Below are 15,400 nucleotides of genomic sequence, written 5' to 3' on the forward strand. Positions count from 1 at the left end.
AACGGAGGGAACTATAGTAGAAGCACAAAACTCCAAAATAAAGAAACAAAACTCAAAGATGTATTATACAACATCTACAGAGCAATTCAAGTATTTTAAATGAGGGTTTCTACAAGGTTTATATTTAAATAATATTGTGAATAATCTATTATTATAAGATTTAGTAAAGTTTAAATACTTCATTTAATACTTACTAAACTACTTATTACCTAAGGTGATAATATGAGAGAGTTATATGAAAAAATGATTAACGAATCAATGGCTGCTCAAAAGGCAGACGTTGCAGTAATATCTGAAAACAGATATAACGACTTTAAAATAGTTGATGCAAAACCATATGCTGATGCTGTTTCAAATATGACTACCTTGGACAACCAAGCAGAATCTGTAATTAACTTGCACAAAGACTCTGTGAAAAACCACTTTGAGATATTGTCTTCCATTACAGACACCTTAAAATGTGAAGATGATCCTTTCATTGAACATTTCCAAACTCCTCCTGTTTTAGAAATTTTATGTGAGGAAGATGGAGAATTTGCAGACAGTGTTGACAAGTTCATCCAAGCTATTGCTGACAATGAGGCAATCGTTTCAAAAGAATCCATTAGAAGATATGGTGGATTTTATGGTCCTACCTGTGTAGTGGACTTTGCATTAATGCCTGGAAGTACTAGTAATGTTGTAAATCAAATCTTGCAAAAAACCGACATTCCTTTAGCTCACAAGCAAGCAATCCTTTCAGCTAAATCATGGGGTATGAACACATCCTATGGTATTGGAGATGCATTTGCAAACGCTATTGAAGCAGGAGCTGCTGCTGCAGAAGCTACCGAAAAGGAAATTGCAACACTTCAAAACATCTACAAAAACCCTATTGAAGCACAAGGTGAATTGATGGATGATGCGGATCACTCATCATTTGATGTAAGAGACTACATGAACAAGTACAAAAAGGCAATGACCTCAACAGTCAAAGCTGCAATGGATGATGGAGTGCACTACGGAAACATCGTAACCGTTCCTGCATACTGTGTTGGAGATATTGGACACCACATCGGACAATCCACATACAACATGTGTAAGGATGACATGACCCTTGCAATCGTTCAGGCAACCGCTGAAGTGATTGAAGCAACATTGAGAAACAACTTGGACAACTATCAATCACCGTTCAACGTATTGAACCTCGCAACCGGTTCATCTGCATGCGCAACTGAATTCATTTTAGAATTGGACGGGTTCAACGCTCCTATGGTAGTGGACTTATTCTCCAAAAGGTTCCACAACTTTGTACAACAATACCCAACAAGAGGCGCTGCTGCTGAGTTACACAACTGTGACTTCATGGACATGATTTACAGAGGATTTAACTCAATCAGCGGAGCTAGAAAATCAAGAGCAGGTCTCGGTGGAGAACTAGTGCCTAAAATCAATGGATTTGATGTTGACTTAAGCCCAATTTTAGCTAATGAAACTGTAATGAATCCACAAAGATACACTTACCCTGCATGTGCAATTACAGTAAGATTCTCATCCTTGATGAGATTAGCAGACTACCCATGTCTTTTAACTTCAGAACCTATTACAGCAACCATGATGACAAACCTCATTGCACTTAACAAGGAAGCACCAGGATCACCTGTAAGGGGATGTAAAAACTGTGCTGCAGCTTCACTTGTGGACAACAAACACGAATACTGTCAATGGAGAGAATCTGTTTAGGCGATGAAAATGACTTGTAACATTAGAAAAAAATTCTTTGCGGAACTTTTAGGAACATTTTTCCTAGTATTCTTCGGTACCGGTTCAGCTGTCGTTACATTATTGATATCCGACAGCATCACACCTGGTGCTGCAGGAATTGGACTTTTAGGCGGACTCGGGGACTGGATTGCTATTGCTTTGGCATTCGGTCTGACAGTAATGATATGTATTTATGTTTTCGGTAAGATATCAGGCGCACACTTGAATCCTGCTGTAACCATTGGATTGCTTGTAACCAAAAACATCGCTTTGGTCGACAGTATCTATTACATTGTCGCTCAAGTGATTGGTGCATGTTTAGGAAGTTTAGCATTGTTTTTATGCTTAGGCGCTCCTGCCGTTGCAATAGGGGGACTTGGTGCAACCGCTCCAGGATTAGGTGTTACCTACTGGCAAGCGATGTTTGCAGAGTTCTTGGGAACATTCTTCCTCATGATGGTTGTAATGGGTGTAGCAGTTGACAAAAAGGCAGAACCTGGATTTGCTGGAATTTCAATAGGTATGACTGTGGCTGCAGTTATCGTCGTTTTAGGTGCATTCACCGGAGCTTCAATCAACCCTGCACGTACATTCGGACCATACCTGATGGACATGATTTTAGGAGGCCAAAACCTCTGGGGATTATTCCCAATCTATTTGGTCGGCCCTATTCTCGGTGCAATCTGTGCAGCTATTGCATATGCATATCTTGCAAAAGACAGTGGAGTTTGCGAACTTCCACAACCGTTCAACGATGAATAATTCCTTTGAATTATTCACCCTTTTTCTTTTTTTAATAACCTTTTTAATGAAGTAATTTCTAATATTATAATAATTACATATTAGGTGATAATTTGAGTTTTAACATTAAGGAAGCTTTTTTAATATTCATTCGTGGACTCTTTATGGGTTCGGCGGACATTGTTCCCGGAGTTTCAGGGGGAACAATAGCGCTGATTACTGGAATTTATGGCCATTTGATCGAGGCAATAAGTAACATCAAGTTAGGTTTTGTAAAGCCGTTGCTAAAAGGAGACTTAAAAGGATTTTGGAATACTCTGCTTGATGAAATCGACTTCAAGTTCTTTATCCCATTGATTTTAGGTATTGGGGTGGCATTCCTGACTCTAGCGAAAGTGGTTACATACTGCATGGATGTGCACACAGCATTAACATTCTCATTCTTTTTGGGATTGATTATTGCTTCAGCGGTGATTTTATTTAAGAAAATAGAGAAAATCAACATAAAGCATGTCATTGCAGCAATTGTGGGTCTGATTTTGACTTACATATTCGTAAGCCTTAATCCGATAGCCGGTGACCATTCATTGATAGTATTGTTCATTTCAGGAATGATTGCAATCTGTGCAATGATTTTACCAGGTATTTCAGGTTCATTCCTACTTTTATTGCTCGGCCAATATGAATACATGCTAAACGCTCTTCATCAGCTTAACATTGTTGACATACTCGTATTTGTCGTTGGAGCTGTAATTGGAATTCTCGGATTTTCAAAAATACTAAATTACTTGCTTAAAAACTATGAGGAAATCACAATGGCATTCCTTATCGGTGTGATGCTCGGGTCTTTAAAAGTTCCTGCCGTGCAAATTGCAGGTTCAGTAGGTGCAGGATTATCAGCATTGTTGCCATGTGTGGTTGTTGCGGTAATAGGATTCATATTGATTATCGTTTTAGAAACAAGATTTGATTACATGGAGTAATCAAATTCATTTACTTTTTTTTTTAAAAACTTATTAACAATTAAGAATATATTTTACTATAATGCTAGTTTTAAAGAAGATTAAAAAACAGTGGAGATTATATCCAATTGGTTCACCAAAAAATGCACTGAATCATAAAAGGGTGCCTGAATTCGTTGGAAACATTAAGTTCAGCCATGATGGAGATTCATTGTCTATTTCAAGATTTGTGGCAGACTATAACTTCAATGACAACTCCACTTTAAACGAGAAATTGATGCCTCCTGGAGAGGTCACTAAGCTATTGAGGTCTCAGGCGGTATTTTTAGCAACTCCTGATGAGAAAGTGGAGAAATTTCTCACATCCCTAAACATAAAGGTAAGGCGCACTCAGGTATGTGACTTCTGTGCCTATGATGGAAATATTACCATAGTTAATTCAGATTACTCTTATAAGCATCACAATCAGCTTATCTGCAAGGATTGTGCACATGACACTATCAAAAATGAAATCAAGCTTCAAGGATTTGACAAAAAGATTTTCAGAAATCTCAAAAAGACATTGGAGAAGACTGGAAGTCTGGAAAAGACATTATCAGTTCTGGATCCTCACTTTGACCCATTGAAAAACAGGAAACTGACGCTCTTTGACAAGACCCGAAAGTCAAAGCACATAATTCCTCCAATTGACATGAAAAGGCTCAAGATTGACAAGAGGTTCAATGAGGTTCTTTTGAATTCAGGAAACACATCCTTGCTTCCAGTTCAATATTTGGCCATTAAGGAAGGATTGCTAAAAGGAGAAGACCTTTTGGTTGTCAGTGCAACAGGTTCTGGTAAAACACTGGTTGGTGAGCTTGCAGGTATCACAAAAGCGCTTAAAGGAAAGAAATTCGTATTTTTGACTCCTTTGGTGGCGCTTGCCAACCAAAAATATCGTGATTTCAAAAAGAAATACTCAAAATTAGGATTAAAAGTAGCAATCAAGGTCGGTAGAAATCGTGTTAAGGCAAAGGGTGAGTTGAACCTTCCGGACAGTGATGTTTCAAAGTCAGACATTGTAGTTGCAACCTATGAGGGAATTGATTATCTTTTAAGAAACGGAAACTCCCAAAGCCTATCCAATCTTGGTGTGGTTTTGATTGATGAAATCCACATGATTGATGATGAGGATAGAGGAACACGTCTAAACGGTCTCATTAAGCGTGTAAAACATTTGTATCCTAAAACTCAAATCATAGGATTGTCTGCTACAGTAAAAAATCCAGAATTCTTGGCAGATGAGTTCAACATGAAGCTGGTTGAGTATTCAGAGCGTCCGGTTCCTCTGGAAAGGCATTTGGTGTATGTGAGAAACGAATCCCAAAAAAGGCACATCATGCAGAATCTTGTCAAAAGGGAATTCAACACCAAGTCCAAGAAGGGATATCGTGGACAGACTATTATATTTACAAATTCAAGAAGAAAAACTCATCAAATTGCAAATTATCTAAGCAACAAGCGTGTCAATGCCCAAGCGTATCACGCAGGATTGTCATATTATAAAAAGGAAAAGATTGAGAAAGATTTCGACAAGGGAAAAATCTCATGTGTTGTAACAACCGCAGCCCTTGCGGCAGGTGTGGACTTTCCGGCTTCTCAAGTTATTTTCGATTCACTTATCATGGGAAACAAGTGGATCAATCCGAATGAGTTTTCACAGATGCTCGGTCGTGCAGGAAGGCCATCATATCACGACAGAGGTATAGTTTACTTGCTTCCAGAAGTTGGAAACGATTTTCAGGGCGAATCGGAAGAGGCAATGGCGCTTGACCTTTTGGAAAGCAACAGCGATGACGTTTACATTGAATATGATGAGGAATCCGCCTATGAGCAGATACTTGCGGATATTTCCTCAACTTCAATCCAGTCAACCAACGAACTCAACAAGTTCTACAAGAACATTGATGTTCCAATAAGCATTAAGATAGCCATTGATGAAATGGAGGATTTAGGCCTTATCGACCGCATGGCAAATAAGTTGGATGTCACCAGGTACGGAAGGGCGACATCAGTCTCATTCCTCTCAATAGGGGATGCTGAATTCATTAAAAACACCTTAAATGACAGAAACTACCTGAAGCATTATGTGGGACATTCTCCAATGTATAAGAAAAGGGACAAGTACGACAAGCTTAAGGTTCTCATTCTTGCAATGGCGATGGATTTGGAGATGTTTGAAAATGCGTATCTCTCAAGTGTAATTCACAATCAAATTTCAAATGCATTGAAAGTCAAGTTTTCAACAAGGTTGTTTGCCGAATCGACCCTTGACATCATATCCTCAGGAGAAGCAATGGATAAGGTCGATAAGAAATTCCAGGATGCATTGATTGCAATCCAGTCAGATTTCCTGCAGTGCAAGTGTCAGGACAGGCCGTTCTGTCAATGCCTGCAAAGGGGAATTTCAGAGGTTATTGTCCATGAAAGGCTTAAGGGCAAGGATCCACAGGACATTTCAACCAAATTATTTAGAAAATATCAGATTCAGGTCTATCCTGGAGACATTTTCTCATGGCTTGATAATTTCGTTAAAAATCTAGATGCAATCAAGAGGATTGCTCGTGCTTATGATAAAAAAAATATAGTTAAAAAGACAAACTACTTAATTAAGAAAATTGAAAATGGGTGAGCTAAATGTTTGCTGAAGAAAAAATATTGATTGGATGTAATGAAAATACTGAAGTGTTTTTATTACCAAAACTAGCTAACCGTCATGGTTTAATAGCTGGAGCAACTGGAACTGGTAAAACTGTCACTTTAAAAGTCTTAGCAGAATCTTTTTCTGATTTGGGTGTTCCTGTATTTTTAGCGGATATGAAAGGGGACATTTCCGGACTTGCAAAAGTCGGTTCCGGAAACGATTTCATAACTAACAACAGGGAAAAGTACGGACTTGACGATAAAGGATTCAAGTTCAAGGAATATCCTGTTGAATTCTGGGACTTATTTGGTCAAAAAGGTCTTCCTGTAAGGGTTACATTATCTGAAATGGGTCCAGTATTGCTTTCAAAAATCTTGAACTTATCAGAAGCTCAATCTGGAGTATTGAATATTGTATTCAAGGTGGCTGACGAGCACTGCCTTCCAATCATCGACTTGAAGGACTTAAAATCAATGATTAATTATGTCGTTGAAAACAAGGCACAGTTTGAAAGTGAATACGGTGCAATTGCTGATAAATCAGCAAACACAATCCTAAGAAGCCTAATCACACTTGAAGATCAAGGAGGTAATGATTTCTTCGGAGAGCCTGCACTTTCACTTGATGACTTCATGCAAGTAGATGACAACGGATGCGGTGTAATTAACATTTTGGATGCTCAAAAATTATCCTTATCTCCGGAAATCTACTCAACATTCCTATTGTGGATGTTATCAACTTTATTTGAAACATTGCCTGAAGTTGGGGACATGGACAAGCCTAAATTCGTGTTCTTCTTTGATGAGGCACACTTGCTGTTTGATGACATGTCACCTGAATTTGCAAAAAAAATCGAGCAAATCGTAAGGTTAATCAGGTCAAAAGGTGTTGGAGTATACTTCATCTCACAATCTCCTGCAGACATTCCTGATGATGTGTTGGCACAATTAGGTAATCGTGTTCAACATGCACTTCACGCTTACACTCCGAAAGACCAAAAGGCTGTTAAGGTTGCTGCTGAATCATTCAGGGCAAATCCTGACTTTGACACTGCGGAAGTAATTTCCAATCTTGGAATCGGTCAGGCATTAGTGTCAGTTCTTGATGAGAAGGGTGTTCCTACAGTTGTCGAGCAAGTGGACATTGTGCCTCCACAAAGCCACATCGGAGCAATTGAAGATGATTTCAGAGCTCAACTGATTGATATATCAACTTTAAAATCAAAATATGCTGAAGCGGTAGATGCTGAATCCGCTTATGAGTTACTTTTGGCTAAAATAAACGAAAATCCAAACATGGAAAGTGAAGTGGCTCCTGAAGTTATTGAAGAGGTTAAAGCTCAAACCCAACAGGCTTCGGAACCTGAAGCTCCTGCTCCTGAAGTGCCGGTTCAAGAGGCACCTGAACAGCCTCAACAACCTGGTGCAGTTGATGTAATTGGTGGAATTTTAGGAACAGTTCTTGCAGGTCAGCAAAAAAGTGGTAAAAGGACTAAAAAGAGTGCCACTCAAAAGACAATTGAAAAGGCCGCAACACAAGCTGCAAACACTGCCGCTCGTGAAGTGACCAAGGGAATCATGAGAGGACTCTTCGGTCAAATGAAATAGGTGTTTTGATGGCTCATCCACATAAAAACGCTATCGCCAACATGCCTGCTTCAGCTTTGATTGGTGTTATTGAGGAGTCTAAAATGACTTATGTGCGTGAAAACCTAAGTATTTTCCTGCATGAAAGTCAAATCAAGCTCTTAAAGCAGGTTAAAAAACATGAAAAACCTCATCACAAAAGGATTAGGGTAAAACAATTTGAAAAGGCCAAAAAAGATGATTTATTTAATCTTCATTTGGGCCTTTACTTGAAAAAGTATGAAAAACTGGCTAAATTAGGTTTAATTGAAATCGATAAGGAGCCTAACAACGGACTTGAATATGAATGTTCATTGACTTCAAAAGGCATTGAAGTTTTAGATGAACTATCCAATCTTGAAAGAGAATGGGAAAATGTCGTTGGCATTGATGATGAAATTAAAGAAACTTTAAGGGAATTGGCATTGAATTCCTTTGAGATTTCATACAAACACAAGAAGAAGCAAGGCTTCATATTTTGAAGAACTTGTATTCCATGGCTATTGAATCATATGCATTTTGCACCTGTTCAATAGCTTCACTTCTATTTTTGAAATAATACAGATGGCTTTCACAGTCACAGTCTGAACATCCAAAATTTTTTACACCTTTAGAATTTTGTGATAGGTATTGGGATAGATTACATTCTATTTTTTTGGTTGACTCATTGTATATTATGTCAGTGATTTCTGATTTTTTCAATAGGTAATCCACATGCCAATGCATTTTCTTTTCATTGCTTATATGTCTGTTTAATCTTGCAGTCAGTGAGTTCAGGGCTGATCCTACATAAACATAATGACCATCTTCAAATTTTAATTTTCCAAGTCTTTTTCCAATTTTTATTTCACAGGTATGGTCTAGTTTTATGATTAAACAGTAACATCCTTTCATAATTTTATTATATTTTTACAAATTACTTAATTTTTATCATGTCTATATGTCTTAGTCAATTTACACACATTTTTTAGGTTCATAAATTATATCAATTTTTTTAGAAAACTTTTAAATATGACTTTATCATAAATATATTACTTGTATTCAATCAATTTTGAATATAATTTAGTTATGATGGAGATTTAATTTTGAAATTAAATAAATTTTTATTGGTTAGTATTTTTTTACTAGCTGTTATCACATTAGGAGCTGCTAGTGCGGCTGAGGATAGTACTGCTTCAGGCCTAGCAGTTGATGGGGGCGACTTGGATTTAGAAGTTCAAGCCGCAGACGAAATAGAATCTGATGGTGGTGTCGACAGTGACAGTGCTATCAGTGATGATGTAACTCAAAATAATGATAAATTGGGAGTTAGTGACAACTCTGACATTGTTGGAAGCACTGATGCAGATAAATTATCTGGTGATGTGTCACCAAAATATAATTTCACTGTAGACCTTCCAATGTCAGGTAGTGCAAATGTGGCACAATGGGGTCAACCTATTGCATTTACACTTGATATGGGTAATGCAACCGGTGATGCAACAATCACCTTTGCTGGTGAAACATATACTGCTCCATTGGTAAATGGTGTAGTGACATATGAAATTACCAAATATACTAAAATATCCAATAACCAACAACTCAAGATTGTATACAATGGTGATGATTATTATAATAGTGCTACCATTACCCGGAATATACATGTACAGATGAATGATGTTGTTGCAAATGGTGCTGACTATGGGCAAACTCCATACATGTTAGTTAATTTGTATAATGCTACTGGTTATGTAACTTTCACACTTAATGGTAATACCTATAGGAAAGAGTTGGAAAACGGTACTGTAACCCAGGAATTTACTAACTATACCTTAGGCAGAAACACCATATCATTTGCATATGAGGGGGATGAGAATTATAATCCTATTTCAAAAAGTTATACAATTAACGCAAATGCAAACATTGACGCACCAACAATTTACAATTTCCAACCTGCAATCATTAATGTGTATTTAGGTGGAGCTACCGGACAAGTTAAAATGTCCATGGGCAGTGAAGAGTACACTGTTGATGTAGTAAATGGTGTTGCAACCCAAGAATTTAAAAACTATGTAATTGGAACTAATAAGGTAACTGTCGAATACTTTGGTGACGATACATTCAATCCATTTTCAACTACTAAATCATTCACAGTTTTAGATAAGGAAAATGCAACTATTTTATCTTCAGTTTACAAGACTGCAGACAAAAACATGGTTGTTGTTTGTATCCCATATGGAACAGGTACTGTAAATGTAACAATCAATGGCAAAGAGGAAGTTTTAGAGTTAAATGATGGCGTTGCACTTTATAATCTTGATGAAAGTGATGTAATCACTGAAATCAATGTTACCTATGACGGTAATTTCAGATTAAACGGTGCAAATTCCACTGAATTTAAATTTTTAAACAATGTTGTAAATGCTGACAATTACATGTACTACTTCAATCAAGTTGATGGCGGTAAACTTTTCGGTTTCATTGAAAACGGCACAACTTTAGATTTCCAAGGAAAAATCATTAATCCTAATCAAGCTAACAATGTCTATTTTGATGTAAGCACACCTGTAAACATCATTTCAACAACCAATGATGCATACATTGACTTGAACACTACTGCAGGTAGTTTAATGGGTGAAAACCCAGGAAACCGTTTTGCAATCAGTTATGGAGGTTCCGGATCTAACATGACTGGAATTGACTTCCACAACACTCAATTATGGTTAACAAACACTCACCATGTTGTATTGGACAGAGTGAGCAATGTAATTGAGGACCAAAGGGTCGGTTCCGGTGTTGGTGCTACATCCATCAGGGATGGCTCCACTTGGGTAACCGTTAAAAACAGTTACTTCTACACAAGAAACAACGGTGGATCAAGTTCATTAGTAATTGCATGGGCAGACTACTGCACATTCCACAACAACACTATTAAAGTAGAAGGTAATGTAGGAAACATGATTTACTTGACAACCTACAATGTTGAAATTCCGGAAGGAGTAGTTCCTAACAAACACAACAACATTACCAACAATAGAATTTTCGGTCCTGAAAGAGCAGCTGCTATCTGTTGGGGATTCGTAGTTGCAGGTTCTGACAACTTGTTTGCAAACAACTGGATTAACTATACTGGTGTAGGTTTCAATGCACAATGGGGTATGGGTGCAGTTGGTAATAATGTTTATGTTAACAATACATTAATTGGTGGATCTTCTGCTAATTTCCCTGCAGGCTCCATTGCATATAACAACTACATCTCCGGTAATTTGAACACAGGTGCTAATTCTGCAGTATACAACAACACTGTTGGTAAAACCATGACTGTGGCAGCTGGTGCTGAAGCATACAACAACACTGCAGGTGGTTTGACCATGAGCGGTGCCGGTGGTATTGCACATGACAACACTATTACTGGTGCAACCACAATCTCCGCTACCGGTGTACAAGTGTATGGCAACACATTTGAAGGCGACAACATCATCAAATTCAGTAATAAAAATGCTAATAATGGTGTTTTCGCTAACAATACTGTAGTCGGATCCATTGAATTTGGACATAAAGATGCAAAGAACAACGTAATTGTTGGAAATAACATTACCACTTCCAAAAATTATGCAATTGACTTGAAAACATACGTGGGTACTGAAACTACTATTAAAGATAATATCTTAAACAGTAACAAAGGATTTGGAGATGCTGCAATTAACCATAAGGAAGATGCATCTTTAGTTATTGACAACTATCAGGACAAAGCAGCTGATATTTCCGTTTCTGCAGAACCTATTAAAGTTGGTCAAAATGCAGTATTCAATGTTGTTGTTAATGAAACATCCATGACTAAAGCAACTATTGTAATTTCAGGTAAAGAATACACTGTTGATTTAGTTGATGGTAAAGGAACTCTTGAAGTAAGTGATTTAGCTGCAGGAACCTATGAAGTTTCCGTTGTTTCAGCTGATAAAAACTTCGGTGGTCAAAATTCCACCTCATTGACAGTAACTAAAAATGACATTGTTATTGATGTAGATGCTCCTGAAACTGTAGAATGCTTAAATTATAATGTTACCGTGAAAGTTAATGATGCAACCGGAACTGTCACATTCACTTTAGACGGCAACGACACTGTTGTGCCTATTGTTGATGGTGTTGCTGTTTTCACAATTGCAGATTTAACTCAAGGTACATACAAAATAGACATTGCATATTCTGGAGACAACAAATACTTCGATAACACTACTGATGTTACCATTAATGTTGCTAAAAACAAAAACGTTACTATCATCGCTTCAGATGTTAATGCAGACAGAGTTGCTGACAAATTCAATGCAACCTTTGTAAATTACCAAGGTGTAGGTATTGCTAATGCAAACGTATCTTTCAAAATTGGAAATGAAACATACACTGCAGTAACTGATGAAAATGGTGTAGCAACCATTAGCTTATCCTTATTAAGAGGAACTTATCCTGTAGCAATTGAGTTTGTAGCTATCGAAGATGAATTTGATGCTGCATCTGCTAGCGCTACCATTGCTGTAAGTGACAAAACCATTCTTTTAGTTGATTCCATTTCCACTGATGCTATTACTGGTACATTAAAAGATATTTACGGCAACCCTATAGCTAATGCAACTATCGTTTATACCATCGCTGGTGGAGATAAAATCAACACCACTACTGATGGAAACGGATCTTTTGAAGTTAAAGTGGATAAAAACGGATTAGTAACTATCAACTTTGAAGGTGACGAAATCTCCGAACCTAGTGGATTTTCAATTACTTTAAACGGAATCGTTCCTGAAACTCCTGCTAAAGACGATACACAAAATTCCACTAAGGATGATACTCCTAAAGTTAAACCTAAAGCTAAAGTTGCTACTAAAATTGTTGCTAAAAAGAAAACATTTAAAGCTAAAAAGAAAACCAAAAAATATGCTATCACTTTAAAAACTAAAGCTGGTAAAGCTATTAAAAATGTTAAAGTAACTTTAAAAGTTAAAGGCAACAAAAAATACACTGCAAAAACTAATGCTAAAGGTAAAGCAACCTTTAAAATTAAAAAATTAAATAAAAAAGGTAAATACAAAGCAAAAGTCAAATTTGCAGGTAATGCAAACTTCAAAGCAGCTAGTAAAAAAGCAAAAATTACTGTTAAAAAATAGAAGAATGTAATTTTTCTTCTATCTTTTTTTATTTTTAACCCTCTTTTTTTAAATTGACTCTATTTTAAAGATAACTTTATAAATTATTTTTTATATAAATTAAAATATCTTTTAAAATTTTTGATGTTTAAAAGATTATTGATTGTGAAGGAGGTGAAAAACTATTTGGAATAGAAAATTATCATTTGTGTTGATGGTTATTTTACTTTGTTTAACAATAACTGCAGTTTCAGCTGCAGACATTAATGATACGGATGTATCTAAGGCAAATGATGTTAATAATCATTTATCAGATTCTCCTGAAGTGCCTGACATTCCTGATACTGTGGACATAGAGCTGGATGATCAGCCTGATGTTCCTGATTTATCAGAAGATGCAGACACTGTAACTCCATCAAATATCAACTTGTATTTTCATAATGGTGTTCTAAAGAACCAGTATGAAGGTAAAAAGTTAATATTTTCAGGAAATTTTGATAATTTAGGTGTTTTGTCAATTAATTCAGATGATGTTTCTATTGTGGGAAAATCTGCAAATTTCAAAAATACTGTATTCAATATCGGTGCAAATGGTGTTGTTTTAAATAATTTAACATTTGATTTAAATAAACCATTGAGGGATAATGATGGTGCAGCGATATTCGTTGCAGGTTATGACGTTAGTTTGATTGGATTGGATATAAATTATGTCGTTCCGAATGATGTTGAAGCTTACGGGATTTATGCCGATGGATATACAAGATATTCTTCAGAAAATCTCAGAATCATCAATTCGACAATATATTTTGAGGGACATAATGAAAATGTAAATAAATATAACTGTGCAATTAAGATAACTGGCTCATTCGGGCCAATAATTGAAAACAACACGATTATTACGTCACTTCCACTTAAGAATGTAAAGTATGGTGCCGATGGTGCAACTTTGGACTCCGACTTTGTCTATTCACTGGGATTGGAAGCATGTGACGAATTCATAATCAGGAACAATACCATAATAAATGATGTCAATAAAAGGCCTGCTGTCGAGTTCCCTACACAGAACTGTATCATGTTAAGTAAGTCTGATGACGGTTTATTTGCCAACAATTCAGTTTATATGACTGATTTTGTAACATATCCCGGCACTGAAAATTATATTTACGGTTTGGATATCTACAAACTGAATAATTTAAAAGTAATTGGCAATGACATATCCATTGTTACAACCGGTGGAAAACTTGCATTGGGAACAGCTTATCCAATACAGATTTGTGGTCCTATTACTGGGGTGAATATCACTGAAAATGATTTGTATTCATTCTCCAACGGTCCAAATATAGGAATTTACTCTCAAAATTTCTATGGGGAAACCGAATTGTCAATAACAAACAACAAAATTAATGTTACAGGATTGGCTGGAACTCATGAATGGGCATTGGTGACTGGAATTGAATCACAGGATTCCAATACTGAGATTCTCAATAACACAATTGAGGTTCATAGTGTTTCCAATGTCAATATTGGGGATAATTTATATGCAATCAGTTATCGTCAAAGTACTGCAGGAACTCATTCCCTTAATATTCAGGACAATGTTGCGTTTACAGATGGTTACTATGCAGTGTACCTGTTAAGTTCAGACAATTCAAAAATTATCAACAATGTTTTGATATCATCTAATGATGGAGCTGTTACCGGATCAAGTGCTTATGCCGAAGGGCCTAGAACACACAACGGTGATAAATCATCTAACAACGTTGTAATGAGATTGGCAGACTATTACAATTCCCATAACAATATCAACATGGGCCAAAACAATGGTGGATATGATAATCATATTCGTTGGAATAATTTGCCTGGTAGTAATCAAAATAACAATCAGAATAATCCAAATCATAATCCTATAGTTCCTCATTACTCGATTGATTCTGGTAATGTTCCTGCTGGCGAGCAGGGAAGTGACTCAGGTTATATTGATGACGGTAGTGTTCAAGGAAACATTGGTGATGATGACGGAGAAATGTATTCTGGTGATAATCATCAAAAATATAATTCTAATAGCGACAATCAAAAATCTAATATTGAAAGTAATTCAATCAGCGCAAATGATGTGAATGGGGCAAATGTCAACGTAAAATCTAACAGCAGTGATGCAAATCCTTCTGTTGGTACTGATAGTCCATTAGGTCAGTCTCAGTCTTCTGGTGCATCAAGTGATTCTCAAAGTGTTTCCAAGGCATTTGAAATTGATGAACTTAAAGAAACTGAAGATTTCATACCGCCAATAGTTTTCATCATTGCAGCATTGATACTTTTAATTGTAGGTTATGTGCGTAAAGATGAAACATTTAAAAATAATTAGCTTCGGCTAATTATCTTTTTTTTATTTTTTTGAGTCTGTAAAATTTTATAGGCTTATTTAATTTTTATGTGATTTTGTGTCCAGTTTTGCATTTGGAAGTCTAAAAATGTTAGAATTCCATTTTTGGTCTTGTATAATTTCTTTATTTTTTCTGGGTTGGTTTG

At 36.4% G+C, this 15,400-nt stretch carries 9 protein-coding genes; 8 read left to right on the forward strand and 1 reads right to left on the reverse strand.

The features are described 5' to 3' along the window. Window positions 1–222: 222 nt before the first annotated feature. The 6 genes from ILA26_RS04230 (at window position 223) to ILA26_RS04255 (ending at window position 8,236) form a co-directional block, all read left to right on the forward strand. Window positions 223–1,722: a DUF2193 domain-containing protein gene (locus ILA26_RS04230; RefSeq protein WP_292894379.1), complete on the forward strand. Its 1,500-nt coding sequence runs from the start codon at window positions 223–225 to the stop codon at window positions 1,720–1,722. 9 nt (window positions 1,723–1,731) lie between these two features. Then, the gene (locus ILA26_RS04235) at window positions 1,732–2,505 is read left to right on the forward strand and encodes an MIP/aquaporin family protein (RefSeq protein ID WP_292894382.1); all 774 of its coding nucleotides are present in this window, start codon (window positions 1,732–1,734) and stop codon (window positions 2,503–2,505) included. Between the two features lie 143 nt (window positions 2,506–2,648). Continuing rightward, complete coding sequence (locus tag ILA26_RS04240; protein WP_292894401.1) at window positions 2,649–3,467, forward strand: DUF368 domain-containing protein; 819 nt, start codon at window positions 2,649–2,651, stop codon at window positions 3,465–3,467. A 61-nt stretch (window positions 3,468–3,528) separates the two neighbouring features. Beyond that, window positions 3,529–6,117, forward strand: a complete 2,589-nt coding sequence (locus ILA26_RS04245; protein ID WP_292894385.1) for a DEAD/DEAH box helicase — start codon at window positions 3,529–3,531, stop codon at window positions 6,115–6,117. 5 nt (window positions 6,118–6,122) lie between these two features. Continuing rightward, window positions 6,123–7,736, forward strand: coding sequence for a helicase HerA-like domain-containing protein (locus tag ILA26_RS04250; RefSeq protein WP_292894388.1), 1,614 nt, complete (start codon window positions 6,123–6,125; stop codon window positions 7,734–7,736). Between the two features lie 8 nt (window positions 7,737–7,744). Next, on the forward strand, window positions 7,745–8,236 hold the full coding sequence (locus ILA26_RS04255) for a hypothetical protein (RefSeq protein WP_292894391.1): 492 nt from the start codon (window positions 7,745–7,747) through the stop codon (window positions 8,234–8,236). On the opposite strand, the gene ILA26_RS04260 is transcribed toward ILA26_RS04255, so the two are convergent. Then, window positions 8,226–8,648: a GIY-YIG nuclease family protein gene (locus ILA26_RS04260; protein WP_292894394.1), complete on the reverse strand. Its 423-nt coding sequence runs from the start codon at window positions 8,646–8,648 to the stop codon at window positions 8,226–8,228. The two genes, ILA26_RS04255 and ILA26_RS04260, sit on opposite strands and share 11 nt — an antisense overlap. A 191-nt stretch (window positions 8,649–8,839) precedes the next feature. Between ILA26_RS04260 and ILA26_RS04265 the strand changes: the two genes are divergently transcribed. Together ILA26_RS04265 and ILA26_RS04270 are read left to right on the forward strand one after the other, a co-directional pair. Then, the gene (locus ILA26_RS04265) at window positions 8,840–12,892 is read left to right on the forward strand and encodes an Ig-like domain repeat protein (protein WP_292894397.1); all 4,053 of its coding nucleotides are present in this window, start codon (window positions 8,840–8,842) and stop codon (window positions 12,890–12,892) included. Window positions 12,893–13,085: 193 nt separating this feature from the next. After that, entirely contained in the window at window positions 13,086–15,236 is a 2,151-nt protein-coding gene (locus ILA26_RS04270; RefSeq protein ID WP_292894399.1) for a right-handed parallel beta-helix repeat-containing protein, read from the forward strand. The last annotated feature ends 164 nt before the right edge of the window (window positions 15,237–15,400 follow it).

It is taken from the genome of Methanobrevibacter sp. (assembly GCF_017940815.1).
Taxonomy (GTDB): domain Archaea; phylum Methanobacteriota; class Methanobacteria; order Methanobacteriales; family Methanobacteriaceae; genus Methanocatella.